Raw genomic sequence first — 26,139 nt, 5'->3', positions numbered from 1 at the left:
CCTCCCTGTGACACGCAGGACATGCAATCGGGGCAACAGAGTGCTTTCGCCAGCCGGAAGCTCCGGTTTGGGCCGGGCGCACTCCCCGGGTACACTCCCGCCTCAGGCAGGCGCACCCCGATCGTCGGACAGCGAGTAAAATCATGGAAAAGCGCACCGCACGACTGACCGTGCTGGTTGATCCACAAAAGAAAGCGGCATTTGAACAACTGTGCGCGCAGGAAGACGTCACCCCGTCGCAGAAAATCCGCCAGTTCATGCGCGAATACATCGAACAGGCACTGGGGGCGGACTGGAAGGACAAGGTCTTCGGGGACGCAGGCCCGGCAGAGTAACGACTCGGCTACCGCGGCCTGGAAAGCCGGCGCTCCCCCCACTCCGCCCGCCCTGCTACGGTACGTGCAGGGGAGTTCCCCCTGCGCTTCGAGGGCCCGGTCAAGGGTGACTTCCGCCTGGCGAAAAAGCCGACCCGGGTCGGCGGCGTCGATATTCCCGCGGGCAGCTTCCTGTATATCGCCAACAGCGCCGCCAACCGCGACGCCCGCCAGTTCGAGAATCCCGCGGAGTTCCAGGTGGACCGGCAAAACGCCCGCTTGCACGTGGCCTTCGGCCGCGGCCGCCACGCCTGTCCGGGCACCCCGCTGGCACGGGCCGAGGCGGTGGTCAGCCTCAACCGCATGTTCGACCGCACCACCGACATTCGCGTCTCCGAGAAAGTCCACGGGCCGCCCGGGGCGCGCAACTACAGCTACCTGCCCACCTTCATCCTGCGCGGCCTCACTCACCTCGTCCTGGAGTTCGATGTGGCGCCGGAGGCTGCCCAATGAAAGTCCGTGTGGATGCGGATATCTGCGCCGGTTTCGGCGTCTGCCTCGGCCTCTGCCCCGAGGTGTTCGAACTGCACGACGACGGTTACGCCGTCGTGCTGGTCGCAGAGGTGCCGGAGGAGTTCGAGGAAGCGGTGCGCGCAGCGGTCGGGCAGTGTCCGGCCAATGCGATCTCCATCAGCGACGAATAGTTCAACCGCAATTCCCGGCCCACGCCGGTTGCTGCGTGCACGCCGGGACAGTCAATGAATTGCTGTTCGGGTAGCCATCGGCGTTGCCGTTTGCTGCCATGGCGCGGCCCAATGCTGGTCGGGATACCGCTGTGATACCCTGCAATCTGCCTGTTTTCCCGGTGTAAGGACCCCCATGTTGAATTCGACACAAGCCTGTGTGGCGCGCTCCGCAGCTCATGGCAGGCGAGCCTGCCTGGCCCTGGTGATTGGCTTGTTCTCGGGCATTGCATCCAGCGGGGGATCAGCGGCCGGTGCGGGAGCCTCCCTGGAGAGCATCGTCGACGCCGCGATCACTCCCGTGATGCGCGAATACGCGGTTCCGGGAGTGGCCGTAGCCGTCAGCTATCACGGCGAGACCCGGTTTTTCAGTTTTGGTGTTGCCTCCCTGGAAAGCGCCCGGCCGGTGACACCGGACACGCTGTTCGAGGTGGGCTCGGTCAGCAAAACCTTTACCGCGACGCTGCTCGCCTACGCGCAGGCAGCGGGAAGCCTGTCGCTCGGTGACCACCCGGGTCAGTACCTGCCCGGGTTGCGGGATGCGCCCATCAACCGTGCGAGCCTCCTCCACCTGGCCACCTACACCGCCGGCGGGCTGCCCCTGCAGATGCCCGACAGCGTCGTCGATACGGCTCAGATGATCGACTATTTCCAGCAGTGGCAGCCACTTGCCGCTCCCGGTGCGTTGCGCAGGTATTCCAACCCGAGTATCGGCCTTGCCGGATATCTCGCCGGCATTGCCCTGGGCCCGGAGTTTACTGCGGCGATGGAGACCCGTGTGCTCGCTGCACTGGGCCTGCGCAATACCTTTCTCCACGTGCCCGATTCCGCTGCGGAGCTGTACGCCTGGGGCCACAACGCGGACAACCAGCCGATTCGCGTGAACCCCGGGATGTTCGACGCCGAGGCCTACGGCATCAAGACCAGCGCCCGCGACCTGATCCGCTTTGTGGAAGCCAATATGAACCCGCTACAGTTCGGGGCCGCGATGCGCCAGGCCATCGAGACCACCCACACGGGCTATTTCAGGGCGGGCGAGACGGTCCAGGGGCTGGCCTGGGAGCGCTATCCCTACCCGGTGTCGCTGGACCGCCTGCTGGCGGGCAATTCGCGCGAGATGGCCATGGAGGCGCAGCCGGCGGTTGCGCTCGAGCCGCCGCTGCCGCCTGCGGCCAGCGCGCTGTACAACAAGACGGGGTCCACCAACGGCTTCGGCGCCTACGTGGTTTTCGTGCCAGGGGAGGCCGTGGGCATCGTGATACTGGCGAACCGCAATTACCCGAACGCGGCGCGCATTGGCGCGGCATACCGGATCCTGGCGGAGCTCACCGGGAGCCTGGGGCAGGGGGAGATGTAAGCGGGGGGATAATCCGGGTTCGTCATTGGGACGAACCCGGAAGGGGGCGCTATCAGCCAGTAAAGCCAGGCAGGCGGCTGTTGATGATCGCGGTCGCGTCATCGACGATGCGCTTGATCAGTTCTTCACAGCTCGGGATGTCGTGGATCAGGCCCTGGATCTGGCCAGCCCAGACCAGGCCCGCGTCGACGTTACCGGTTTCCAGCGCGACGCGGCCGTCGGCGCCTTTCACCAGGTGCGCCACGTCCTTGAACTCGGCTTCCGGGTTGCGGAGGATTTCCACCACTTCGCTGGAGCGGCTGGTCTTGGCGACGCGGCCGGTGTTGCGCAGGGAGCGGAAGATCAGATTGGTGTCGCGCTCGTCGTTGTCCACCAGCAACTGCTTGATATTGTCGTGGATCGGCGCTTCTTTCGTCGCGCAGAAACGGGTGCCCATGTTGATGCCGTCGGCGCCCAGGGCCAGCGCGGCCACCAGGCCGCGGCCGTCGCCGAAGCCGCCGGAGGCGATCATCGGGATCTTCACCTTGTCGGCAGCCGCCGGAATCAGGATCAGGCCGGGGATGTCGTCTTCACCGGGGTGGCCGGCACACTCGAAGCCGTCGATGGAGATCGCGTCGACGCCCATGCGTTCGGCGGACAGGGCGTGGCGCACCGCGGTGCACTTGTGCACGACGATGATGCCGTTGTTTTTGAAGTCCTCGACGTGCTCGCCCGGGTTGTGGCCTGCGGTTTCGACGATCTTCACACCCATGTCGATGATCGCCTTGCGGTACTCGGCGTAGGGGGGCGGGTTCACGGAAGGCAGGATGGTGAGGTTCACACCGAAGGGCTTGTCGGTCATTTCCCGGCAGCGCTCGATTTCCTTGCGCAGGTCATCCGGGGTGGGCTGGGTGAGGGCGGTGAGGATGCCGAGGCCGCCGGCGTTGGAAACGGCAGCCGCCAGTTCCGCGCGGCCCACCCACATCATGCCACCCTGTACGATGGGGTACTCGATCCCCAGAAGTTCGCTAAACCGTGTTTTCAGTGTCATCTCTGTTCTATTCTCCAGTGCGTAATAATTGTAAGGCCGCCGCAGGGCTGCGCCCCAGGGTAGGTAGCCTTGGGGGTGGGCGCTTCGTTGCGCTCGCAGTTGCCGCGGACGGCCGGGAATAAAAGGGCTGCTGATCTTACATTTATACCTGCCGGACTTCCAATAGCTCGGGGGTGGGCGTTTCGGTCAAAGGATTGGCGAATTCCGCCATCAGGAACGGCAGGCGTTCCCTCCAGGTTTCCACCGCGGCGTCCTTCACCGGCCCGTAACCCGCAATCTCGAACGCGGCCGCGGCAATTTCGGTGCCCTTGGCCAGATTGTCCGCGGTGAGGCGCTGGCTGATGTCCTCGATCAATTCGCGGTACTCGGTGATCAGCCTGCGTTCCATGCGCCGCTCTGGCAGGTAGCCGATCGGATCGAAGGCGGTGCCGCGCAGGAACTTGAATTTCGCCAGCAGGCCGAAGGCCTTGAGCATCCAGGGGCCGAAGGTGCGTTTCTTCGGCCGCCCGGTGGCCGGGTCGGTACCGGAGAGCAGCATTGCCGAGGCCAGGTTGAACTCGATGCGGAAGTCGCCGCTGAACTGGGCTTTCAGCCGTTCCATGAACTTCGGGTCGCTGTACAGGCGCGCCACCTCGTACTCGTCCTTGTAGGCCATCAGGCGGGCGAGGCTCAGGGCGACCTGGCGGACGAATTCCTCGCCGTCGAGGCCTTTGGCGGCCACGCGCTGGCGGACCGCCGCCACGAAATCGCTGTAGGTCTTCGCGTAGGACGCGTCCTGGTACTTGACCAGCAGTGCTGTGCGACTGGCCAGGACCTCGTCCACGGTGTCGAGGCTCGGCAATTCCGGGGTGTCGTCCAGTTGCTGCACCAGCGCCGCCGGGTCGTGGGCGGCCAGCCGGCCGAGGTCGAAGGTGCGCAGGTTGCCCTTGACGAAGGTACCGTTGAGGCGGATGGCCTCCTTGATGGAAGCGATACTGATCGGCAGCAGGCCCTTCTGGGCGGCGTAGCCGAGCATCAGCATGTTGGTGCCGATGCTGTCGCCGGTGAGGTCGGTGGCCAGCTTGCTGGCGTGCAGGTCGAAGCTGGGGCCGCCGTCGAGAGCCTTGAGGATGGCCGAGCGCAGCCGCGCCTCGCCGAGGTCGAGGTGCTTGTTGCTCTGGAAATCCCCGGTGGGGGCGACATCGGTATTGAGGATGGCGGCGGTGCTGCCAGGCTTGACGGTTTTCAGCACCGGGGCGCTGGCGCCGACGATCAGGTCGCAGGCCAGCATCAGGTCGCACATGCCCTCGGACAGGCGCGAGGTGTAAATCCCTTTGGGGTCGGGGCCGATGCGTATGTGGCTGGTCACCGCGCCACCCTTTTGCGCCATGCCGGTCATGTCGAGGATGGTGGCGCCCTTGCCGTCGAGGTTGGCGGCCATGCCCAGCAGGGCGCCGATAGTCAGCACGCCGGTGCCGCCGATACCGCCGACCAGGATGTTGTAGCCGGACTGCTCCAGGGGCAGGAGCGCCGGTTCCGGCAGTGCCGCGACCAGCCGCTCCAGCTCGCTCTCCTCGCCGCGGGTGTGCACGGCGATCTTCGCCCCGGTGACGTTGACGAAGGAGGGGCAGAAGCCCTTCACGCAGCTGTAGTCCTTGTTGCAGGTGCTCTGGTCGATCCTGCGCTTGCGCCCCAGTTCGGTTTCCAGCGGCGTGATGCTGATGCAGTTGGACTGCACCGAGCAGTCGCCACAGCCCTCGCAGACCTCCGGGTTGATGAACAGGCGCTTGTCCGGGTCGTCCATCAGGCCGCGCTTGCGCCGCCGGCGTTTCTCGGTGGCGCAGGTCTGCTCGTAGACGATGCCGGTGACGCCCTTCATTTTGCGCAGTTCTTTCTGCAGGTGGTCCAGTTCATCCCGGTGGTAGACCGCGGAATTGGCGGGCAGGGAGATGCCGCGGTACTGCTCGGGGTTGTCCGACACCAGGTAGACCGGGCGCACGCCCTCGGACAGCAACTGGTTGACCATGTCCACCGGGGAGATGGACTGCTCCACCGGCTGGCCGCCGGTCATTGCCACGGCGTCGTTGTAGAGGACCTTGTAGGTGATGTTGGCCTTTGCCGCGACCGCCGCGCGAATCGCCAGCACCCCGGAATGGGAGTAAGTGCCGTCGCCCATGTTCTGGAACATGTGCGGGGTGTCGACGAACTGGCTTACCGAGGTCCACGGCGAACCCTCGTGGCCCATGGGCATGAACTGCATGGTATCGCGGTCCATGACCACCGCGGCGAGGCCGTGGCAGCCGATGCCGCCCATGGCGCGGGAGCCCTCAGGCAGTTTGGTACTGGTGTTGTGCGGGCAGCCGGAACAGAAATAGGCCGGGCGCATGACGCCGCTGCCGTAGTCCGCGGCTTTGCCTTCGAGTTGCTGGAAACGCGCGAAGGCGCTGGCCACGCCGTCGTCCTGCATACCCAGTTGCGCCAGCAGGCGGACAATCGCCTCGCGGGCCTTGCCCACGGTGAGTTCACCCACCGAGGGCAGCAGCGGCTTGCCCTCGAGGTCCAGCTTGCCGGCGAGGCCGGGGCGCTCGCTGCTTGCCAGGGCGTAGAGGTGCCGGGCGACCTGGTCCTCCATAACCGGGCGTTTTTCCTCCACCACCAGGATAGCCTTGTGGCCGCGGGCGAAGGCATTGAGACCCTCGGCGTCCATCGGCCAGACCAGTCCCGGCTTGTACAGGCGGATGCCGAGGCGCGCGCAGGCGGCCTCGTCGAGGCCGAGGTCGTCCAGGGCCTGGCGCACGTCGAGGTAGGCCTTGCCGGCGCTGACGATGCCCAGGCCGCGCTGGTCGCCGCCGATCACAGTGCGGTCGATGCCATTGGCGCGGGCAAAGGCGGTGGCGGCGGGCAGGCGGTAATTGACCAGCCATTCCTCTTCCACCAGCGGCGGCAGGTTCTGCCGGGCGTTGAGGCCCTCGGGCGGGATGATGGCATCCGTGGGGGTGACATAGTCCCGGTAGGGATCCGGCAACTCGATACAGGCAGTCAGGTCCAGGGTGTCGGTAATCGTCTTCAGGCCCACGTAGCAGCCGCTGTAGCGCGACATGGCCCAGCCGAACAGGCCGTACTCGATGATCTCGGCGATGTTGGCGGGGTAGAGCACCGGCACCATCGCCGCCATCAGGGTGTGCTCCGACTGGTGGGCGCTGTCCGAGGACTTGCCGCCGTGGTCGTCGCCGGCCACCACCAGGAAGCCGCCGTTGGCGGAGCTGCCCTCGAAGTTGCCCAGCTTGATCGACTCACAGGCCCGGTCGACGCCGATGCCCTTGCCATACCACAGGCCGAAGATGCCGTCGTAGTCGGAGTTGCCGAACCACTTCAGCTCCTGGGTGCCGCGGATCGAGCTGACCGCCAGTTCCTCGTTGAGGCCCGCGCGGAACACGATGTTGTACTCGTCGAGCAGTTTCTGCGCACCCCACAGGGCGGAATCGTAAACGCCCAGTGGCGAACCCCGGTAGCCGGAGATGAACCCGCCGGTCTTCAGTCCCGCGGCGCGGTCGCGGCGGGCCTGGTCCAGCGGCAGGCGCACCAGGGCCTGGTTGGAGGACATGAAGACCTGGCCACCGGCCTGCAGGTACTTGTCGTCGAGTGTTACTACGGATTTGGTCATCAGCGAATTACATTGGGCGCCGGCGGACGGCGGGTTGTCGGGGCGCTGTGTTCAGCGCAAATCCCGCGAGCAGGTGTCGCGGGTGTCTGGCTCTGTGTGTGTCTTCATCCGTGGACTGGCGGCGGGTTTGCAACCGCCGCCCGGGATTCCTGTACCCTTCAGCCGGTGACCGGCTTGAGGTTCTCGAGCGGGAAATCGCAGTTGATGGTTTCCTGCAGCTCGATGATATTGCCTTCCGGGTCGCGGCCATAGATGGACGTCACGTGGCCCATCTCGATCGGCGCCGGCTGGCTGAAGGTCATACCGAGGCCCTTCAGGCGCTCGAATTCCTCCTGGATACCGACCACGTCCACGCAGAAGTGGGTATAACCCTTGTCCTGCGGGTTCAGGGCTCCGGTCACCGCGGGCGCCGGGGCGCTGTACTGGAACATCTCGATATAGCAGGTGCCTGCACGCAACATGCAACCGCGGGCGGCGGAGTTGGGGACGTCGACGATCCTGTCGATGAACTCGTCGTTCTCCCAGCTGAATTCCTCGCCGACCAGCTCGAAACCAAACGCTTCCTTATAGAAGGCACGCATCTTGTCCATGTCATGCACGTGAACTGCGAAGTGGTGTACACCTCTTATCATTGGATGTTCCTCCGGAATTTCACCAGAGCCAACAGTAGGGAAATTCGATCTGAAGGACAACTGTGCCGTCCGGCTGTTGTCATATCAGACAAATGGATATGCACTCTCAGTCATTTTGGGGGTGATTGTGCCGGTGGCATAATGGCGCCACTGTCAAATAAGGCGTCCATGAGACGCGCCACGTAAAGGCCTGGAGGTGACGTATGAGCGAACAAGTGCTCGATAACGCACAACAACTTGCACCGGGTGAAGCCCGCTGCCCCAATGAGCCCAGCACTCAGGACATTATCGCCAAGGACCGGGTGACCGCGCCCGACTGGGTGCGCTCGGAGTCCTACCGTTTCCTGGGTGATGAAGATATTCCGAAAGGTCGTTATATTGATCCGGAATATGCCAAAAAAGAATATGAGAAGCTCTGGACCCGCACGTGGCAATTCGCCTGCCGGGAAGAGCACATCCCCGAGGTGGGCGACTACTACGTCTACGACCTCGGCCGTCGCTCGTTTATCGTGACCCGTGTCGCCGAGAACGAGGTCAAGGCTTACTACAACTCCTGCCTGCACCGCGGCACCAAGCTGCGCCCCTCCGGCACCGAGGGCTGCGCCAGCGAGTTCACCTGCCCCTTCCACGGCTGGACCTGGAACCTCGACGGCAGCCTGCAGAAGGCTACCTGTCACTGGGACTTCCCCCACGTGGAGGCCGAGAAATTCAACCTGCCGGAAGCCAGGGTCGAGCTGCTGGCAGGCTTCGTGTTCATCAACATGGACCACGACGCGCTGCCGCTGGAAGAGTACTTCGGCCCGGAATTCATGTCCCACATCAATTCCTGGGGCCTGGAAAACCGCTACATCCACTGCCACGTGGCCAAGCGCATCCCGGCCAACTGGAAGCTCAACATGGAGGCCTTCATGGAGGCCTACCATGTGATCGAGACCCACCCGCAGGTGGCGGTATCCAACGCGGACGCCAACTCCCAGTACGATTTCTACGGCGACCACGTCGACCGCTTTATCTCGCCGCTGGGCGTGATCAGCCCTCACCTGCGCGGCCAGTACACCGAGCAGGACATCCTAGACCAGTTCACCGTGGGCGACAGCTCGGTACTCGCCGGCGCCGACCGCAAACTGGCGGAAGGTGAAACTGCCCGCCAGCGCATGGCGGACATGCTGCGGGATATGTTCGAGAAGGGCACCAAAGCTGACCTCAGCGGCGTCTCCGACTCCGAACTGCTGGACTGCTTCTCCTACACCATCTTCCCGAACACCTTCATGTTCCCGGGCATCTCCCTGCCGATGGTCTACCGCTTCCGCCCGGATCCGGAGGACCACCGCAAGAGCTTCTACGAGGTGTTCTTCATGCGCCCGGTGCCCAAAGACGGCGAGCGCCCGGAACCGGCGGAGTGCGTCTGGCTGGAGGACCACCAGTCCTTCACTGAGGCCGAGGGCATGGACCCGGGCTTCGGTAACATCCTGGACCAGGACACCGAGAACCTGCTGGCACAGCAACAGGGTCTCGAGGCCACCGCGAAGGACGGCCTGACCCTGGGCAACTACCAGGAGATCCGCGTGCGCCACTTCGAGCAGACCATCGACAAGTACATGGCGGACTGAGGTCTGGACCTCTCAGGTAGAACTCCCCAGGGGTTCTGCCTGAAGCAACACCCGCATTCGCACTGCAGTTCTTTTTGTCCGGATATATTGCCGTAGCAGGAATCTCGCGAGCGAACAGCCGGACATCCCCGGTGGGACCGTTGGGCGACATGGATGTCGCCCACCGAGCCTGCACATGGATGTGTGCTTTTTGGCGTGTCCCACCGGGGATGTCCGGCTGTTCGCGATAATTCTGGATAATGCTCCCGCGAGGCGCGGGGGCAGTGCGCGATGCCTGGTCGCGTAGCGCGCGCCAAACCGGCATTCGCCCCGGGAAACACGCCAAAAAGCGCACATCCATGTGCAGGCTCGGGCGGCGACGTCCTGTCGCCGCACGGTTTCCCGGGGCGAATGCCGGTCTGACACGCTCGTCCGAATAGTGGCGGTACACCCTGTGAATCTATCGTTGCCCAGCAAATGTCAGGCTTTATAACTGTTGCCGATAGTGGTTGAATACGCGCTCTGAAAAACCCACCGGGCTTGGAAAAGCCCCGATTCAGAAAAAAGGTATCGAATTTTGTCGACTGAATTTATCCAGTTTTGCCCCGTATCCGACGTGCCCGTCGGTGGCAAGAAAGCCGCCAAGATCGATGGTACCTGGGTGATGGTCTGCAATACCAAGGAAGGGCTGTTCGCCGTCTCGGCAATCTGCTCCCACCAGGACAAGCCGCTGTTCAACGGCAGGATCCGCAATTGCAAAGTCACCTGCCCGGTCCACGGCGCGCGGTTCGACCTGAAAACCGGCGAGGCCCTGGACCTTCCCGCGACCCAGCCCATCCCCACCTACGAGGTGCGGATCATGGGTGACTGGGTCGAAGTCAAGATCTGAACGCGTCCCGCCGTTAGCCATCGGCGTAGCGCTGCCGGCCCCTTTGTCGGGGCCAGCGAACGAGAAAAGGGTTGCCAATGAGCGAACAAGACAACACGGAATCCCTGCGCGGGGAAGTGCGCAACTGGCTGGCGGAGAACGTCCCCGCCGGTTGGCGCGAGGCGATGACCAGTGTCGAGCAGGAAGCCTTTGTCGCCCTGCAGCGAGACTGGTTCGGCAAACTGGTCGCGGCGGGTTATGCCACGCCCCACTGGCCGGAAGGCTGGCCCGGTGGCGGCCGTTCACTGGCCGAGCAGAAGGTGATCTTCGAGGAAGTGGCCCGCGCCGACGCGCCGCGGCTGATCATGTATTTCGTCTCCCTCTACCACGCCGCCTGCACGCTATTCGAATGCGCCAGCAAGGAACAGCAGGACAAGTACCTGCCCGGCATCCTGAAAGGTGAAATCTGGTGTCAGGGCTTTTCCGAACCGAACGCCGGTTCCGACCTCGCCTCCCTGCGCACCCGCGCCGAGCGGGTGGGTGACAAGTACGTCATCAACGGCCAGAAAACCTGGTCGACCATGGCCCAGTACGCGGACAAGTGCCTGCTGCTGGCACGCACCGACCGCTCCGGGCCGCCCCAGGCGGGCCTGACCTACCTGCTGCTGGACATGAAATCCCCCGGCGTCACCGTGCGCCCGATCGACCAGATCACCGGCGACGACGAGTTCGCGGAGATTTTCTTCGACGACGTGGAAGTGCCTGTGGAAGACCTCGTCGGGGAAGAGGGCAACGGCTGGGCGGTGGCGCAGACAACACTCGCCTCCGAGCGCGGCCTGACCCTGGTGGAGTTGAGCCAGCGCATGCGCTACGGCCTGCCGCTCATCGCCAGTGCCATCCGCGAGGCGGGGCTGGAGAACGACAGCGGTATCCGCCGTGACCTCGGCCATGTGATGGCCCGCGTCGACGCCTGCTGCGCGGTGGCGGACCGCTACCTGCAAAAGCGTATCACCCACAACGAACAGGTGGGGGACGCCTCCATCGTCAAGCTTTACTACTCCCGCACCCTGCGTGAGTTCGTGCGCCTGGGCAAGCGGGTTGCCGGCCTGCAAGGGCAGTACGAGCGCGGCTTCATGCGCGGCGCGACCCAGGAGACCGGCAACTGGATGGTGGACTTCATGAACTCCTACAACTGGTCCATCGCCGGCGGCAGTGACGAGGTCCAGCGCAACATTCTCTCCGAGCGCATGCTGGAGATGCCCCGTGAACCGAAAACCTGGAAGCTGGAGGGTTAAGCGCGATGAATGCAGAAGTCAATGAACTGCGCGACTCCGCGCGCCAGGTGATGGAAGGCGCCGGCCTCGCGGCGGCGGAACAGGAGACCTGGCCGCTGGTGGCGGAACTGGGCTGGCTGATGGTCACCGTTCCCGAAGAGCAGGGCGGTCTCGGCATGGGCCTGGATGCGGCCTGTGCCCTGCACCTGGAGATGGGCCGAAGTCTCGCCACAGTGCCTTGCCTCTCGGCCCTGCTGGGTATCGAAGCCCTGAGCGGGAGCGATTCCGCACTGAAGGAAACCCATCTGGAGCGAGTGATCACTGGCGAGGAATTCATCGCCGTGGCGCTGGCGGAACCCGCCGTTGCGGTCACCCGGGTCGACGGCGACAAGCTCAGCGGGACGCTGCAGGCCGTGCCCTCGGCGGACCGCGCCGACTTCATCCTGGTGGCGACTGACGACGGCGAATTGCTGGCGCTGGTGGCCAGGGATGCGGTGCAACTGACTGAACAGGCCACCTGGGACAAGACACGGCGCCTGTTCGACGTGGCTCTGGACGGCGTCGCCATCGACGAACAACTGGTGCTGGCCCGCGGCGGCGCGGCCCGCGCCCTGCTGGAAAAACTCGCGGTGCACCGGGATTTCGCCCTCGCGGCGGACGCGGTGGGCGGCGCCGCGGCGCTGCTGGAAATGACCGTGGAATACCTCAAGACCCGGCGCCAGTACGGTCGCCCGCTGGCCCTGTTCCAGGCGTTGAAGCACCGCTGCGCGGATCTCAAGGTGTACGTGGAGGCCGCTGAGGCACTGCTGATGGCGAACCTCGATTTGCTCGCCGCTGGCGGCGACGCCGTTGCGCTGGCCAGTGCCGCGAAGGAACTGTCCGCGGGCACCTACACCATGGTCGCGGACGAGTCCCTGCAGTTGCACGGCGGCATCGGCATGACCTCCGAGCACGATTGCCACCTGTTCCTGAAGCGGGCCATGCTCGACGAGCACCTCGGCCGGGGACAGGGCGCGTATTCGGCCCTGCTGGCTGACCAGCTGCTTGCGGCGACGGCCCGGTAAGCTGCTCAACACTGGTGTATACTACGCGGCGCTAATCAGCTGACGGTGGTCCGGTTTCGAAGCCGGGCCACTCCCATTTTTCAACGTGTGAAACGGTAGGTGACTATGTTTTCCGGAATTCTGATCAACAAGGACGATAACGGCCAGACGGTCGAAGTGGCGCAGATCGACGAGGCGCAACTGCCCGAAGGCGACGTGACCATCGCTGTGGACTACTCCACGCTCAATTACAAGGACGGCCTCGCCATCACCGGCAGCTCACCTGTCGTGCGCAGCTTCCCCATGGTGCCCGGCATCGACCTCGCCGGCACCGTCACTGAAACCAGCCACCCCGACTGGGCCGTAGGTGACAAGGTCGTGCTGAACGGCTGGGGCGTGGGCGAAGGCCACTGGGGCGGCCTGGCGCAGAAAGCCCGCCTGAACGGCGACTGGCTGGTGGCGCTGCCCTCCGCCTTCACTGCCAAGCAGTCCATGGCCATTGGCACTGCCGGTTATACCGCTGCACTGTGCGTGGACACCCTGGTCAACTACGGTATCACTCCGGACCAGGGCGAAATCCTGGTCACCGGCGCCAGCGGCGGCGTGGGCAGCTTCGCGGTTTCTCTGCTGAAAGCAGCTGGTTTCACAGTTGCGGCCTCCACTGGTAAAGCGTCCGAAGCGGATTACCTGAAAGGCCTGGGCGCCGACACCATCATCGACCGCGCCGAGCTGTCCGAAAAGGGCCGCCCCCTGCAGAAAGAGCGCTGGGCCGGTGTCGTCGATTCCGTCGGCAGCTTCACCCTGGCCAACGCCTGCGCCCAGACCAAGTACCGCGGCGCGGTAGCAGCCTGCGGCCTGGCCCAGGGCCCGGACTTCAATACCACCGTCATGCCCTTCATCCTGCGCGGCGTCGCCCTGCTGGGTGTCGACAGCGTGATGGCGCCCCGCGCCCCGCGCCTGGCGGCCTGGAAGCGTCTGGCGGAAGACCTCGATACCGCGGCCCTGGACGTGATCGCCCAGGAGATCAGCCTCGCTGAAGCGATCGACGCGGCCAAGGGCCTGCTGGAAGGCAAGGTGCGCGGCCGTATCGTGGTCGACGTCAACCGTTAAGTCGCTCGACTGAGCGGCAGGGCGAACAGGCAAGATTGAAGGAACATCAGCCCAGATGACTGCAGCGGAACAACTCTCCATCGTCCACGGCATCCCGCTGGCAGACGAACCGGGGCAGGGAGCCCACACCATCCCCGGTTACCTGCGGGAAGTCACTGCGCGCTACGCGGACAGCGAAGCGCTGGTGATGCACGGCCCCGACGGCGTGCTGCGCTGGACCTACCGGGAGTTCTGGGAGCAGTCCATGGCGGTGGCCAAAGCGCTGGTCGCCGCCGGAGTGGGCAAGGACGCGCGGGTGGGCATCCTGATGACCAACCGCGCCGAATTCCTCACCGGCCTGTTCGGCACCGCGCTGGCGGGCGGCGTCGCCGTCGCCCTCAGCACCTTCTCCACCCCGGTGGAGCTGGACCATTTGTTGAAAGCATCCGACGTCTCGGTACTGTTGTACGAGGACCGGGTGCTGAAAAAGGACTTCGCCGCGATGCTGGCGGAGCTGGAGCCCGCGGTAGCCGCCAGTGTACCGGGGACATTTTCATCGGTTAAATTCCCTTTCCTGCAGCGTCTGGTGCAGTTGCCGGGAGTTACCTCGCTCAACGGACCGGCGCCTCTCGCTGGCGCCTGTGAATCCTATGCGGAGTTCATCGCCGCGGGTGTGGGGATCGACGACGCGGTGGTGGAAGCGCGTGCCACCAGCGTGCAGCCCACCGACAACGGCGGCCTGTTTTTCTCCTCTGGCAGCACCAGCCTGCCCAAGGGCATCCTGCACTCCCAGCGCGCCTTCACCATCCAGTGGTGGCGCTGGCCGCGCATCTGCCTGATGAAGCAGCCGGTGCGCAGCTGGACCAGCAACGGCTTCTTCTGGTCCGGCAATATTTCCATCATCGTCGGCACCGCCTTCTCCACCGGCGGCGCGATCATCCTGCAGCCGCTGTTCGACGCCGAGCCGGCCATCGAGCTGATCCAGCAGGAGAAAGCCACCCTGGTCAACGGCCGCCCCCACCAGTGGGCGCGCTTCCAGGAGTCGCCCGACTGGGACGGCGCGGATTTCAGCAGCCTGAAGTACATCTTCAATGGCGACCTGATGAAGCAGCACCCGACGGTCAGCTGCGACTGGCGCGAGCCGATGTCCTTCGGCACCACGGAGACCATGACCATCCTCTCCACCAACCCGATCGACGACGACAACTTCGAGCAGCAGCCGGGCAGCTACGGCCTGGCGCTGCCGGGCAATATCCTCAAGATCGTCGACCCGCACACCCGCCAGGTCATGCCGCGGGGCGAGAGCGGCGAGCTGTGCATCAAGGGCCCGACCCTGATGAGCCGCTACATCGGCAAATCGCCGGAGGAAACCTTCGACGACGAGGGCTTCTTCTGCACCGGCGACGGCGCCTTCCTCGACGAGCGCGGCGTGCTGTTCTGGCAGGGGCGCCTCAACGACATCATCAAGACTGGCGGCGCCAACGTCTCGCCCCAGGAAGTGGACAAGGCGATCTCCCTCTACCCCGGTATCCGCCGCACCCAGACTGTCGGTGTGCCCCACGACACCCTCAGCGAGATGGTGGTGTCCTGCGTGGTGCCGGTGGACGGCGCGACCATCAAGGGCGCGGAGCTGATCGGCTACCTCAAGCAGCAACTGGCCAGCTTCAAGGTGCCGCGGGAAGTGCTGGTGTTCTCCGAGGAAGAATTCCCGATGACCGGCAACGAGAAGGTCAAGGCGACCGACGTCAAGGCGCTGGCCTGCGCGCGCCTGGGTATCAGCTGACTGCAGGCGGGCGGCCCGGGGCGCTCACGACAGCCCGGTCGATCGGGCGTGGCCGGATGCCAACTGTCTTTGCACTGGTTCCCGTTTACAGGTGGCTGCTAGAATTCCCGGTCATTTACGTGTAACCAGACGGCCAAGGAGAACATAACAATGACTGCGGAAATCACTGCAACCAGGCTCACCCGCGACGCCATTCTCCTCACCGGCAAAGTCGCCATCGTCACCGGCGGCGGCGCCGGCATCGGCCGCGGTATCGCCATCGGCCTCGCCGAGTTCGGTGCCGACGTGGCGATAATCGACCGCGACGAGGAGGCGGCGAAAACCGTCGCTGCCCTGATTGCGGAAAAAGGCCGAAGGGTTCTGACGATAAATCTCGATGTACGCGACCGCGAGGGCGACCGGGCGGCGGTACAGCAGGTGATCAGCGAACTGGGCACGCCGCAGATCCTGGTCAACAACGTCGGCGGTACCCGCCAGCTGCCGCTGCTGCAAATGACCGACGCGCAGATGGACAAGCAGGTGGACCTCAACCTCAACAGCCTGTTCGCCATGACCCAGGCCGCGGCCGCGGCGATGGTGGCGGCGGGCCTGCCCGGTTCGATCATCAACGTGGCCAGCATCGAGGCCCTGCGCGCGGCGCCGGGTTACTCGGTCTACGCCGCCTGCAAGGCGGGCATGGTCAACTTCACCCGCACCACCGCGCTGGAGCTCTCCGAGTACGGCATCCGGGTCAATGCGATCGCGCCGGATTTCGTGCCCACGGAACTGATGGCCAGGTTCATGCCGGACCTCGGCGGGGAGCAGGCCAGGGCCAACCAGCGGCGCTACATTCCCCTCGGCCGCGCAGGCAATTTCGACGACTGCGCCGGGGCGGCGGTGTTCCTCGCCTCGGACATGGCCGCCTACGTGACCGGCACGACCCTGTCGGTGGATGGTGGTACCTACGCCTCCAGTGGCTGGACCCGCAGTGCGCAGGAGGGGCGCTGGACGCTATATTAGGCGGCTGAATTTTGTACACCCGATCCCGCAACCCAGTATAAGGACAACAAAATGGCTTTTAATCTCAGTGTCACCTTTCCCTTCGACCACATCCAGCAGCCCGAGGAGTACACCACCATGGCTGCGGTGCACGAGTGCGCCAAAGCGGTCGAGGAGGCCGGTTTCTACTCCGGCACAGTGACCGACCACCCGGTGCCCTCCTACCGCTGGCTCGACGGCGGCGGCCACTACGCCCAGGACCCCTTCGTCATGCTCTCCATGGTGGCGGCGGTGACCACGACACTGCGGGTACAGACCAATATCATCGTCCTGCCCTACCGCAACCCATTCATCACCGCCCGCGCGGTCTCCTCGCTGGACCACTTCTCCAACGGCCGGGTGATTCTCGGCATGGGCGCCGGTTACCTGAAGCCGGAGTTCAAGGCCCTGGGGGTGGATTTCGACAACCGCAACGACATCATGGACGACCACATCAAGGCGATGAAACTGGCCTGGACCGGCGAGGACTTCGCCTACGAGGGCATCGGCTACACCGCCGTGGGCAACCGGGTGCTGCCGACGCCGGCGCAGAAGCCGCACCCGCCGCTGCTGATCGGCGGCAACTCCAAGCGCGCCCTGCGCCGCACGGTGGAGCTGGGCGATGCCTGGCACCCCTTCATCGTGCCCAAGATGGTCACCGATACCGCGCGCACCGCGGCGATTTCCGGTGACGACGACATCGTCGGTTCCATCGAGTACATGAAGGAGCACTGCGAGAAAGTCGGCCGGGCGACGCCGCCCCAGGTGATCTGCTCCAGCACCTTCGTCATCAAGCAGGGCTTCAGCGCCCAGGAAGCACTGGACGGCTACCAGAGCCTGCGCGAACTCGGGGTGGATGCCTCCGGCGCCAGCATCGAGGCGGCGACCCGCGCCGAGTGGTGCGACCTCGCCCGGCAGTTCGGCGAGGAAGTCATCAGCAAGCTGGACTGATCGAACTGGCGGGGGCGGTGCCTGCCGCCCCTGCGCTCACAAGCCCAGGGTTTTCTCGAAGCTGCCGCGGATGGCGGCAATCTCCTGCGCCATGGAGGCGCGCGTCCAGCCGCTGGTAGCGACCGGTGGCAGGACATCCACCTCGACCGTCGCCGGGTGGTAGATGAAATCTCCCTTGGGCGAGACGTCCATGGCGTTGTGGATGACGATCGGTACGATCGGCACCCCCGCCGCCATCGCCACCTGGAAGGCGCCCTTCCTGAATTCACCCGGCTGCTTGGAGGTACTGCGGGTACCCTCGGGTGCAATGGCGACGGAAATTCCCTCGTTGACGATCCGCTCGCCGAGCTCGCGCAGGGCGGCGACGGTTTCCCGCGGCTGTTCCAGGTCGATCAGCAGGACGCCGCTCAGGTCCATGGCTTTCTCGAACAGCGGCAGGCCGCCCGCGTGCTTGCGCGCCACACCGGTGAAGTTGCGCCGCAGCAGCCGGGCGATGATGATCAGGTCCGCCTTGCTCTGGTGGTTGAAGACAAACACCGCCGGGCGCTGCTGCCACAGGTTTTCCTCGCCCCTGACGTTGAGCCGCAGCCCGATCAGCGCGCTGGCGACATCGGCGAAGAGTGAACTGGAGAAGTTCTGCCCCTGCCGCTTGGAACCGGTCAGGGCCCAGATCGGCAGGGCCGAGGCGGCGGAGGAGAAGATCGCCCCGGTGGCCAGCAGGGAGCGCATCCACTCCGAGGCGCGGGGCCGGCCGCGGCTGGTGAAACGCTGTACCGGCCAGTCCCGTTCCCTGGCGATCCTGCCCAGGCCGCGGTTGGGATTGACCGGCCGCGGGTGACCGACCTTTTCCAGCAGGATGAGATCGTCGTCGCTGTCCGAGTAGAAGCAGGACTGGCGCAGGTGGACGCCGTGCTTTCTCGCCAGTTTCCGCGCGGCTGCCAGCTTGCCCTCGCCGAAGCACACCGGCGGTTCAACTTCCCCGGTGAACACGCCGTCGACGACCCGCAGCCGGCTGCAGTGCACATGTTCGATGCCGAGGCTGCGCGCCGCCGGCAGGACCTGGTAGGGCAGTGCCGAGGAGATGATCGCCACGGTGTGGCCCTTGCGCTGGTGCGCCTCGATCAGCGCCCGCGCCTCGGGGTAGATCAGCTTCGCCAGTGCTTTTTCGAACAGGGTTTCCCCCAGCGCCTCGTAGTCGCTCTCCTCGATGCCCTCGAGGTACTGGACACTGGCCATCATCAGGGTGGAGAAGCTGCTGTTGCCGAGACCGAAGCGGGCCATGGCGCCGACCGTCCGCAGCAACTGCTCGCGTGTGAGTTCGCCGCGTTTCATCTGCATGCGCAGCAGCGGTGTCGCCGAATAGCCGGCGATGATGGTGCCGTCAAAGTCGAACATGGCGCCCACCTGAGGGCCGTCCGGGAGTTGCTCAACGCCTGCTGTCAGCTCGGCGTAAGCGCGTGTCTTGCTGTTGTTCATGGCTGTTCCCTGCACCGGTCACCGCTGGATTATCCGGCGGGGGACGGGTCATTCGCGCCCGCTACGGTGTTACACTTGGCAGTATAACAGCGCTGCAGCGCTGCAATACCCGAACGCTGACAGGCGTTGCCCACGAGGGTTTGCAGAATAATGTCGATCGAAGAACAAACTCCTCCCCAGGTATTGCCCGGAACCAGTGACCTGCTGATCATTCTCGACGCGCGCAATCGTATCGAGGAACAGTTGCTCAGGGACTGGGTGGGCGCGGCGCAGGCCGCGGTCGGGGGCACCCGCCGGATTGCCTCGCTCAGCCTGCCGCTGGCGGATGAACGCAGTGCCGAAGACACCGAGCCACTGGTGCGCGAGCTCGCGGCGGCGGGCGCGGTCACCGTCGTTCCCGCCCGGGTCAGCTGGCGCATCCCCGGCTTCGTGCAGGGCCAGCCCCTGGGCCTGCGGCAACTGCTCTTCGGTGATCCGCGCGCCCCGGGGACACTGCGCGCCCGCTGGATACTCTGGCGCGACAAGACCCGCGCCCAGTGCATTGCCGGCGCGCCGGCCACCGTGGAGGCCCTGCGCGAACGCTATCTCGAGCGCGGCGGCGACCCCGGCTCCGCTGAAGGCCTGGCCCGATTCATCCTGCGCCAGGCCGGGCTGGCGCTGGATATCGCCGAGCGCGGTGTCCTCGGCAGCCGCTACAAGGTGCCGCGCCACGTCACCGAGAGCCTCAACGCCGACGCCCGCTTCCAGCAGGCCCTGCGCGAACTGGCCGATGAGAGCGGGCAGCCCCTCGCTACCCTGGCGCAGGAGGCCGAGGCCTACATGGGCGAGATGGTCGCCCGCCCCAACCCCTTCTTCATCGACCTCAAGGCCCGGCTGGAGCGCAAGATGCTCTCACTGGGCTACGCGCGGACGATTTCCGTGGCGCCGGGCGAGATCGAGCGCTTCCGCCAGATGCTGCGCAACCACCCGACGCTGGTGCTGTTCACCCACAAGTCCTACCTCGACGGGCTCGCCGCCACCGACATCGCCTACCGCAACGACATGCCGCTGATCCACACCTTCGGCGGGGTGAACATGGCCATGCCGGGCCTCAGTACCATGATGCGCGGCGCTGGCGGCATCTTCATCCGCCGCAGTTTCCGCGACAACGCCCTGTACAAGCTGGTGCTGCGTTTCTACATCAGCTACCTGCTGGAGAAGCGCTTTCCCATGACCTGGGCCTTCGAGGGCACTCGCTCGCGCCTGGGCAAGCTGATGCCGCCGCGCTACGGGCTGATGAAGTACGTGATCGACGCTGCCGCGAGCAACGACATCCGCGACCTGCACTTCCTGCCGGTGGCCACCAGCTTCGACCTGATCCGCGATGTCGACGATTTCGTCGCCGAGCAGGCGGGCAGGTCGAAGAAGCCGGAGAGCCTGATCTGGTTCATGCACTACCTGCGCTCGCTGAAGGAGCCGCGGGGCAAGATCTACGTCAACTTCGGCCAGCCGGTGATCGTTGAGAAAGCCCCCGACCCGGAGGACCGCCTGGCGCTGGCCAAGATCGCCTTCGAGGTGGCGGTGCAGGCCAACCGGGTGACGCCCTTCACCCTCGGCGCGCTGATCTGCTTCATCCTGCTCGGCTCGCTGCCGCGGGGCATGACCGCGACGGAGTTGCAACGCAGCATCGCCTATTTCGTCGAGTGGGCACGGGAGCGCGGCATCCGGCTCTCCGACCCGCTGGCCAGCGACGACCCCGGCGAACGCGAGCGCATGATGGGCACCCTGCTGGGCAGCGGCCTGTTCCTGCGCTACGACCAGGCCTCGCAGACGGTGTTCTCCATCGAGCCGGCCAAACACGCCGCGGCGAGCTACTACCGCAACACCATCGTCCACCACTTCCTCGAGCGGGCGATCATCGACCTCGCCCTGCTGAAGGCCCGCGAGCAGTTCAAGCTGCCCGCCGGCGAGGTGTTCTGGGCCGAGGCGATCCGCCTGCGGGAGCTGTTCAAGTTCGAGTTCTTCTACCCGGAGAAACCCGCCTTCCTGGCCAACCTGCGCGCCGAACTGGGGCGGGTCGACAGCGAGTGGGAGCGCCGGCTCGAGGAGGGCGGGGTGCAGCTGCAGGGCTTGATCAACCGCTGCCAGCCGCTGGTCGGGCACGCGGTCTTCCTGCCGCTGGTGGAGGCCTACACGGTGATCCTGCTGGTGCTGGTCGGCCTGCAACCGGGCGAGGAGATGGCGCAGAAGGACTGCGTCGAGCAGGCCCTCAAAGAGGGGCGCTTCGCGCTGATGATGGGGCGTATTACCAGCGAGGCCTCGATAGCCAAGGTCCTGTTCGAGAACGGCTTCCGGCTGGCCGAGCACATGGGGCTGGCGGGGGTGACGGATGCGGCGCAGATCGACGGGCGCAAACAACTGCTGCGCGAGTTTCGCGACCTGTCCCGCCGCATGGAGGCCTCCCGGCTGGAAAGCCTGCGCCTGGCGGATAAGGTTTTCGACGAGGCGGACTGAGCCGCCTCGCCGCCCTTGCGCGAAATCAGCTGGCGGTGAACTCCAGCAGGCCCGGCGCCAGCGCCGGCCAGCCGATGAACAGCGGGCTGCCATCCTTCAACTGCGCCGCGCAGCGGTCGTTCCACTCGGTGTCGGCCCAGGGCGCTTCCAGGTATTCCGCGTGGGGGATCAGCTCGCGCACCCAGTCGCTGGTGGCGCGGGGGTGGCTGAGGTCGCTGACGCCGTTGCGGTAGATGCGCACCGGCATGGTCAGCCTGGCGAAGTCCGCCGGCGACATGCCGGGGATCGGTGAATCCTCCCGCGGCAGGTAGAAGGTCGCCCAGCGCTCCATGGTCTCGATGAATTTGTCCACGTCCTGGGACAGAATGATGTCCCGGTTGCGCGGGTTGCGCGCGATCTGCTCGGCGAAGCCGGGCATGCTCGCCACCGCCTCCATGCCGCCGTGGCTGGCGGCGATGCCGAAGTCGCAGCAGTAGTAGTAAGCCAGCGAGATCAGGCCGAGGGTGCCGCCGCTGATCCACCACAGGGCGAGGTGGGAGACGATCTCCGGATCGCGGGAGGCGGCAATCAGGGAAACCCGGGAGCCTGCGGAGCCGGCGGCCAGGGCCGTGGGGCCGAGGTCCAGTTCGCGGATCAGGCTGGTCAGGGTGCGCCCGTGCAGTTCCGATTCACTCTCCGCATCGAAGCAGATATCTGAGGCGCCACAGTTGGGGCGATCCCACAGCAGTACGCGGCGGCCGCCCTCGGCGAGGGCTTGGGCCAGCTCCGGCAGGCCGGGGCTCTCCTTGGGGAAGCGTCCGCCGGGGGTGAGGGCAATGGCCGGTGCCCCGGCATCGCCGATCAGCTGGTAGTCGATATTCAGGCCGTTGATATTTATTGTCGCCACGTGGGTCTCCTTTGCGGGTCTACTTATTGGGTTATGGGGTGATGGCTTCTTCGGCGCTCTCCGCCGCGGGTGCCGTCAGGCCGGCGATCTGGGGGCGGCCGCGGGACAGCTTGCGCGCCGCCTGCTTGACCAGTCCGCCGGCCCAGTCGTGGCGCGCCTCATTGAGTCGTGCGCTGGGCGCCGACAGTACGATCGCCGCCTCGGGAATGCCGCGCTGGTCGAATACCGGCGCCGCAATCTGGGTAGTGCCGGAAAACACGTCTCCCGCGCTGATGGCGTAACCGCGCTGGAGGGTTTCTTCCAGCGCCTGCAACTGTTCTTCGTTCGGCGCTTCGCCGAGAAATTCTTCCCGCTGCGCCGGTGTCAGGTAGGCGAGTACCGCGCGGCTGGTCGCGCTCTTGCGCACCGGGACTTCCATGCCGGGGTAGGGCGTGGTGCGCAGCATCTGGGCGCTTTCCAGTACATCCAGCACGACAAAGCGCTGGCGGTCGGGAATGTTCATCAGCACGGTTTCACCGCTCTCGTAGTGCAGCGCCTCCAGGACGGGTCGCGCCCGCTGGGCGAGATCGTTGCTGAGGTGTGCGCTGTAGGCGAGGGTGAGGATGTGCGCGGATAGCTGCCAGCGGGTGGGCTTGCTGGTTGTCGGGCGCAGCCAGCCGTCGTCGGCCAGGGTCATGATGGCCCGCTGTACCGCGCTCTTGTCGTCGTTCAGCCGCCGCGCCAGTTCGGTGACGCCAACGGGCTGGTAATGGGCAATAGCCTCGAGAACTGCGAGGACACGGGAACCGCTTCGGCTGCGCTTGACCGACATACCAAACTCACTTTAGTATTAGGTTACTTAATAATATATCGTATTACTAAGTAATACAACAGATCAAATCAAGTAACACGCCGGTAAGCATATCCCGGCTGGAGGTTAAAAATGACAGGCATCAACGTACGCCCGCTTAGCGATGACGTTTCTTTCGGCGCCCGCGTCACTGGCGTGGACTGGAGCAATGTGGAAGACCCGGAAGTCGGGCAGCAGCTGCGCGACATCTTTGAAGACCGCGGCATGATCGTGTTTGAGGACATGGAGCCCTCCTCGAAAATGCACGTGGCCCTCAGCAATATCTTCGGCCCGTTGAAGGACCACCCGGTGAAGTCCGTCGGCCGCGTCGACCAGGACCTCATGCCCGGCGTGATTGACATGGATCACGACCCCAACACCTGCGGCATCGCGGAAGTGGAAGGGCAGGAGCTGTCCTCGTGGCTGCCCTGGCACTTCGACCACTGCTACAACAATGAACTGAACCGCGCCGGTGTGCTGCGCGCGATCGATATCGCGCCGGAGGGCGGCCTGACCGGTTTCGCCGACGGTATCCAGATCTACAACGATATGTCGCCGGAACTGCGTGACCGGATTGCCGGGCTCAACGTGATCTACACGCTCGACCTCGTCTATGACCACATGCGCTTCGGTAAGCCCGAAGGCCTGCGCGACGTGCGCCGCGACATCAAGATGGCCGCCACCCTGGAAATCGCCAAGACCATGCCCCGCGCCCTGCACCCGGCAATCTGGACCCGCGAGAGCGGCGAGAAAGTGATGCACGTGTCACCGTGGATGGCGGTTGGGCTGGAAAGCCGCGAGAACCCCGAGGGCGACGCGCTGCTCGAGGAGGCCTGCCAGGAGCTGTACCGGGTGATCCAGCCCTACTACCACCAGTGGAAGCATACCGACATGCTGATCTGGGACAACTGGCGCATGCTGCACCGGGTGACCGGCTGCGAGCCGACCATCAAGCGCCGCATGCAGCGCACCACGATCAAGGGCGATTACGGCCTGGGCCGCTTCGAGGACAACGCCGTGGGCGACAAGGTCCTCGAGGACACCATGGTCTGAACCGTTGCCTCGTGCCCCGGCAACCGCCACGGTTGCCGGGACTTCCCCTTCCTTGCCGCTTTCCTCCGTCGCCCTTTTTCCAACCGCATCCGGGTCACTTACTGGGTGGTGAAACCGCCGTCCACCGGCAGCAGGGCGCCAGTCACATAGGACGCTGCGTCCGACAGCAGCCAGGCGACCGTCTCCGCAACCTCCGGTGCTTCGCCAATCCGGCCTATGGGATGGCTGCGGGCGATCATTTGCGCCAGCGCCTGGTCCTGCAGCGCATTCTCCAGCATCGGCGTGTGGATGGCGCCGGGCAGTACGGCGTTGACGCGGATGCCCTGCGCGCTGTAGTCCACCGCGGTGGAGCGGGTGAGTCCCGCCACCCCGTGCTTGGCGGCGATGTAGGCCACCGCGTTGGCCATGCCCACCGCGCCCGCGGTGGACGACGTGTTGACGATACTGCCCTGGATACCGCGCTCCAGCAGGCAGGCGATCTGGTATTTCAGGCACAGGAACACCCCGGTCAGGTTCACCCCGATATTCTGCTGCCAGTCCGCCAGGCTCGCCTCGGTCACGGTCTTGTGGCCGTTGTCGATACCGGCGTTGTTGAAGGCGCCGTGCAGTCCGCCGAAGCTGTCCACGGCAAAATCGACCATGGCCATGACGTCTTCCTCCCGGGTGACGTCGGTGCGGATAAAGGCCGCTTTGCCGCCGCTGGCCCGGATGGCCGCGACCAGCGCTTCCCCGGCGGCGGCATCGAGATCCGCCAGTACCACGCTGGCGCCGCGGGCGGCGCACAGCTGCGCAGTGGCCTTGCCGAGTCCGCCGGTGCCGCCGGTGATGGTAAAGACCCGGCCGGTCAGGTCCAGTTTCGCGTAGGGATTATTCAAGTTATGTACTCCACGGGTTGAGTGCTGAAAACGTCGCAGTCAGGGCGCTGCGTCCCTGGCTCCCTGCAGCAGGATGGCAAACTGGCGCAGGTCCTGGAGGAGGGCTGCAGGCTGCTCCAGCGCGGGAAAGTGGCCACCCTGTGCAAAGACATTCCATTGCACGATGTTGTAGTGCTGCTCCGCCCAGCTCCGGGGCAGTTTGACTACCTCCAGCGGGAAGATCGCGGCGGCGGTGGGCGCTTTGACGTAGCGCTCCTGTACCGGGTTGTGCGCCATTTCATAGTAGAGCTGCGCCGCCGAGCCGGCGCAGCCGGAAAACCAGTACAGTGCGATGCTGCGCAGCATCTGCTCTGCGCTGACGGTATCGCCCGCGCGCCGGTCGGTCCATTCGAAAAATTTCTCACCGATCCACGCGGCCAGTCCGGCGGGCGAGTCGTGCATGGCGTGGCTGATACTCGCGGGTTGCTGGGTCTGCAACTGCAGGTGGGGGTAGCTCAGCCAGTTGTCCAGTTCGTCGATCCATGCCAGCTCTTCCGCGCTCACCGGCAGCTGCTCGCAGTTTGCGGGCCGGCTGCCGTTGACCAGGTTGAGGTGCAGTCCGATGACCCTGTCCGGGTACTGGCGCGCGATTTCGGTGCCGACCAGGCTGCCCCAGTCGCCGCCCTGGACCATGAAACGCTCGAAGCCCAGCGCGTCCATCAGTTCCACCAGCAGCGGGGCGATGGCCTGGGGGCCGATGCCTTCGCGGGTCGTGGAAAAGCCGTAGCCGGGCAGGGAGGCGGCTACCGGGTGGAAGGCGGGCTGGCCTTCCGGGGGAGTGGCCAGGGGTGCGAGCAGGTCGAGAAATTCCAGGCAGGAGCTCGGCCAGCCGTGCAGCAGCAGGAGCGGCACAGCATCGGGTTGTTGCGAGCGGCGGTAGAGCGCGTGCAACTGCAGGCCATCGGTATGGATCAGGCACTGTTGGTTGGCGTTGACCGCATCCTCCAGCTGATGCCAGTCGAATTCCTCCTGCCAGTAGCGACACAGTTCGCGGGTGAAATCTACAGGCACGCCGTACTGCCAGCCGGACAGGTAGCTGTTTTCCAGCCAGCGGGTATGGCGCAGCCGCTGGTCGAGGTCATCGCGTGCCGCCTGCGGAACGTGGAGGGAAAATGGCTGCAGTCTGCTCACGGTAGTGGCCTGTTGTTATTGGTG

22 protein-coding genes are annotated in these 26,139 nt (G+C 65.2%); 14 read left to right on the top strand and 8 right to left on the bottom strand.

Features of this window, described 5'->3' with window-relative positions:
• Positions 1-143: 143 nt before the first annotated feature.
• From ACNKU3_RS09685 to ampC, 4 genes are all read left to right on the top strand, one after another.
• On the top strand, positions 144-335 hold the full coding sequence (locus tag ACNKU3_RS09685; protein WP_418259249.1) for a CopG family transcriptional regulator: 192 nt from the start codon (positions 144-146) through the stop codon (positions 333-335).
• Between the two features lie 18 nt (positions 336-353).
• Positions 354-827, top strand: a complete 474-nt coding sequence (locus ACNKU3_RS09680) for a cytochrome P450 (protein ID WP_418259416.1) — start codon at positions 354-356, stop codon at positions 825-827.
• On the top strand, positions 824-1,018 hold the full coding sequence (locus ACNKU3_RS09675) for a ferredoxin (protein WP_418259248.1): 195 nt from the start codon (positions 824-826) through the stop codon (positions 1,016-1,018). The genes ACNKU3_RS09680 and ACNKU3_RS09675 overlap by 4 nt, the downstream gene beginning before the upstream one ends.
• Before the next feature lie 175 nt (positions 1,019-1,193).
• Positions 1,194-2,414: a class C beta-lactamase gene (ampC, locus tag ACNKU3_RS09670; RefSeq protein ID WP_418259247.1), complete on the top strand. Its 1,221-nt coding sequence runs from the start codon at positions 1,194-1,196 to the stop codon at positions 2,412-2,414.
• 52 nt (positions 2,415-2,466) lie between these two features.
• Here the strand turns inward: ampC and ACNKU3_RS09665 are convergent, their stop codons facing one another.
• From ACNKU3_RS09665 to ACNKU3_RS09655, 3 genes are all read right to left on the bottom strand, one after another.
• Positions 2,467-3,444 carry an NAD(P)H-dependent flavin oxidoreductase gene (locus tag ACNKU3_RS09665; protein WP_418259246.1) on the bottom strand — a complete coding sequence of 326 codons (978 nt, stop codon included), beginning with the start codon at positions 3,442-3,444 and terminating at the stop codon, positions 2,467-2,469.
• 142 nt (positions 3,445-3,586) lie between these two features.
• Positions 3,587-7,087 carry an indolepyruvate ferredoxin oxidoreductase family protein gene (locus ACNKU3_RS09660; protein WP_418259245.1) on the bottom strand — a complete coding sequence of 1,167 codons (3,501 nt, stop codon included), beginning with the start codon at positions 7,085-7,087 and terminating at the stop codon, positions 3,587-3,589.
• A gap of 158 nt (positions 7,088-7,245) precedes the next feature.
• A complete protein-coding gene (locus tag ACNKU3_RS09655) occupies positions 7,246-7,719 on the bottom strand; it encodes a VOC family protein (RefSeq protein WP_418259244.1) in 474 nt (157 codons plus the stop codon).
• A gap of 203 nt (positions 7,720-7,922) precedes the next feature.
• On the opposite strand from ACNKU3_RS09655, the gene ACNKU3_RS09650 reads away from it, so the two are divergent.
• The 8 genes from ACNKU3_RS09650 to ACNKU3_RS09615 all read left to right on the top strand — a co-directional run bounded on the left by ACNKU3_RS09650 (position 7,923) and on the right by ACNKU3_RS09615 (position 17,333).
• Positions 7,923-9,329, top strand: coding sequence for an aromatic ring-hydroxylating oxygenase subunit alpha (locus ACNKU3_RS09650; RefSeq protein WP_418259243.1), 1,407 nt, complete (start codon positions 7,923-7,925; stop codon positions 9,327-9,329).
• A 556-nt stretch (positions 9,330-9,885) separates the two neighbouring features.
• Positions 9,886-10,197 carry a Rieske (2Fe-2S) protein gene (locus tag ACNKU3_RS09645; RefSeq protein ID WP_418259242.1) on the top strand — a complete coding sequence of 104 codons (312 nt, stop codon included), beginning with the start codon at positions 9,886-9,888 and terminating at the stop codon, positions 10,195-10,197.
• Positions 10,198-10,274: 77 nt separating this feature from the next.
• A complete protein-coding gene (locus ACNKU3_RS09640) occupies positions 10,275-11,471 on the top strand; it encodes an acyl-CoA dehydrogenase family protein (RefSeq protein ID WP_418259241.1) in 1,197 nt (398 codons plus the stop codon).
• A gap of 5 nt (positions 11,472-11,476) precedes the next feature.
• Positions 11,477-12,514: an acyl-CoA dehydrogenase family protein gene (locus ACNKU3_RS09635; RefSeq protein ID WP_418259240.1), complete on the top strand. Its 1,038-nt coding sequence runs from the start codon at positions 11,477-11,479 to the stop codon at positions 12,512-12,514.
• A gap of 105 nt (positions 12,515-12,619) precedes the next feature.
• The gene (locus ACNKU3_RS09630) at positions 12,620-13,603 is read left to right on the top strand and encodes an MDR family oxidoreductase (protein WP_418259239.1); all 984 of its coding nucleotides are present in this window, start codon (positions 12,620-12,622) and stop codon (positions 13,601-13,603) included.
• Positions 13,604-13,658: 55 nt separating this feature from the next.
• Positions 13,659-15,365: a class I adenylate-forming enzyme family protein gene (locus ACNKU3_RS09625; RefSeq protein WP_418259238.1), complete on the top strand. Its 1,707-nt coding sequence runs from the start codon at positions 13,659-13,661 to the stop codon at positions 15,363-15,365.
• Positions 15,366-15,515: 150 nt separating this feature from the next.
• Positions 15,516-16,364 (top strand): SDR family NAD(P)-dependent oxidoreductase, encoded by an 849-nt coding sequence (locus ACNKU3_RS09620; RefSeq protein WP_418259237.1) that lies wholly within the window; start codon positions 15,516-15,518, stop codon positions 16,362-16,364.
• A 51-nt stretch (positions 16,365-16,415) separates the two neighbouring features.
• Entirely contained in the window at positions 16,416-17,333 is a 918-nt protein-coding gene (locus tag ACNKU3_RS09615; RefSeq protein ID WP_418259236.1) for an LLM class F420-dependent oxidoreductase, read from the top strand.
• Between the two features lie 36 nt (positions 17,334-17,369).
• On the opposite strand, the gene ACNKU3_RS09610 is transcribed toward ACNKU3_RS09615, so the two are convergent.
• Positions 17,370-18,809: an HAD-IB family hydrolase gene (locus tag ACNKU3_RS09610; protein ID WP_418259235.1), complete on the bottom strand. Its 1,440-nt coding sequence runs from the start codon at positions 18,807-18,809 to the stop codon at positions 17,370-17,372.
• A gap of 150 nt (positions 18,810-18,959) precedes the next feature.
• On the opposite strand from ACNKU3_RS09610, the gene ACNKU3_RS09605 reads away from it, so the two are divergent.
• Positions 18,960-21,302 (top strand): glycerol-3-phosphate 1-O-acyltransferase, encoded by a 2,343-nt coding sequence (locus ACNKU3_RS09605; RefSeq protein WP_418259234.1) that lies wholly within the window; start codon positions 18,960-18,962, stop codon positions 21,300-21,302.
• A 25-nt stretch (positions 21,303-21,327) separates the two neighbouring features.
• Here the strand turns inward: ACNKU3_RS09605 and ACNKU3_RS09600 are convergent, their stop codons facing one another.
• A complete protein-coding gene (locus tag ACNKU3_RS09600) occupies positions 21,328-22,188 on the bottom strand; it encodes an alpha/beta fold hydrolase (RefSeq protein ID WP_418259233.1) in 861 nt (286 codons plus the stop codon).
• A gap of 31 nt (positions 22,189-22,219) precedes the next feature.
• Positions 22,220-22,999, bottom strand: a complete 780-nt coding sequence (locus ACNKU3_RS09595; RefSeq protein WP_418259232.1) for an IclR family transcriptional regulator — start codon at positions 22,997-22,999, stop codon at positions 22,220-22,222.
• 111 nt (positions 23,000-23,110) lie between these two features.
• Here ACNKU3_RS09595 and ACNKU3_RS09590 point away from each other — a divergent pair, with 111 nt between their 5' ends.
• Positions 23,111-24,070, top strand: a complete 960-nt coding sequence (locus ACNKU3_RS09590; protein WP_418259231.1) for a TauD/TfdA dioxygenase family protein — start codon at positions 23,111-23,113, stop codon at positions 24,068-24,070.
• Between the two features lie 98 nt (positions 24,071-24,168).
• Here ACNKU3_RS09590 and ACNKU3_RS09585 read toward each other — a convergent pair whose 3' ends face one another.
• Positions 24,169-24,945 carry an SDR family NAD(P)-dependent oxidoreductase gene (locus tag ACNKU3_RS09585; protein WP_418259230.1) on the bottom strand — a complete coding sequence of 259 codons (777 nt, stop codon included), beginning with the start codon at positions 24,943-24,945 and terminating at the stop codon, positions 24,169-24,171.
• A 39-nt stretch (positions 24,946-24,984) separates the two neighbouring features.
• Entirely contained in the window at positions 24,985-26,115 is a 1,131-nt protein-coding gene (locus tag ACNKU3_RS09580; RefSeq protein WP_418259229.1) for an epoxide hydrolase family protein, read from the bottom strand.
• Between the last annotated feature and the right edge of the window lie 24 nt (positions 26,116-26,139).

It is taken from the genome of Haliea sp. E17 (genome assembly GCF_048323675.1).
Classification (GTDB): Bacteria; Pseudomonadota; Gammaproteobacteria; order Pseudomonadales; family Halieaceae; genus Mangrovimicrobium.
Note: the sequence above shows the minus strand (reverse complement) of the source record. Positions and strands in the feature narration are given on the sequence as shown.

Coding starts and splice junctions, on each gene's coding strand:
- ACNKU3_RS09685 (WP_418259249.1), top strand. CDS start 144: ATGGAAAAGCGCACCGCACGACTGACCGTGCTGGTTGATCCACAAAAG.
- ACNKU3_RS09675 (WP_418259248.1), top strand. CDS start 824: ATGAAAGTCCGTGTGGATGCGGATATCTGCGCCGGTTTCGGCGTCTGC.
- ampC (WP_418259247.1), top strand. CDS start 1,194: ATGTTGAATTCGACACAAGCCTGTGTGGCGCGCTCCGCAGCTCATGGC.
- ACNKU3_RS09665 (WP_418259246.1), bottom strand. CDS start 3,444: ATGACACTGAAAACACGGTTTAGCGAACTTCTGGGGATCGAGTACCCC.
- ACNKU3_RS09660 (WP_418259245.1), bottom strand. CDS start 7,087: ATGACCAAATCCGTAGTAACACTCGACGACAAGTACCTGCAGGCCGGT.
- ACNKU3_RS09655 (WP_418259244.1), bottom strand. CDS start 7,719: ATGATAAGAGGTGTACACCACTTCGCAGTTCACGTGCATGACATGGAC.
- ACNKU3_RS09650 (WP_418259243.1), top strand. CDS start 7,923: ATGAGCGAACAAGTGCTCGATAACGCACAACAACTTGCACCGGGTGAA.
- ACNKU3_RS09640 (WP_418259241.1), top strand. CDS start 10,275: ATGAGCGAACAAGACAACACGGAATCCCTGCGCGGGGAAGTGCGCAAC.
- ACNKU3_RS09635 (WP_418259240.1), top strand. CDS start 11,477: ATGAATGCAGAAGTCAATGAACTGCGCGACTCCGCGCGCCAGGTGATG.
- ACNKU3_RS09630 (WP_418259239.1), top strand. CDS start 12,620: ATGTTTTCCGGAATTCTGATCAACAAGGACGATAACGGCCAGACGGTC.
- ACNKU3_RS09625 (WP_418259238.1), top strand. CDS start 13,659: ATGACTGCAGCGGAACAACTCTCCATCGTCCACGGCATCCCGCTGGCA.
- ACNKU3_RS09620 (WP_418259237.1), top strand. CDS start 15,516: ATGACTGCGGAAATCACTGCAACCAGGCTCACCCGCGACGCCATTCTC.
- ACNKU3_RS09615 (WP_418259236.1), top strand. CDS start 16,416: ATGGCTTTTAATCTCAGTGTCACCTTTCCCTTCGACCACATCCAGCAG.
- ACNKU3_RS09610 (WP_418259235.1), bottom strand. CDS start 18,809: ATGAACAACAGCAAGACACGCGCTTACGCCGAGCTGACAGCAGGCGTT.
- ACNKU3_RS09605 (WP_418259234.1), top strand. CDS start 18,960: ATGTCGATCGAAGAACAAACTCCTCCCCAGGTATTGCCCGGAACCAGT.
- ACNKU3_RS09595 (WP_418259232.1), bottom strand. CDS start 22,999: ATGTCGGTCAAGCGCAGCCGAAGCGGTTCCCGTGTCCTCGCAGTTCTC.
- ACNKU3_RS09590 (WP_418259231.1), top strand. CDS start 23,111: ATGACAGGCATCAACGTACGCCCGCTTAGCGATGACGTTTCTTTCGGC.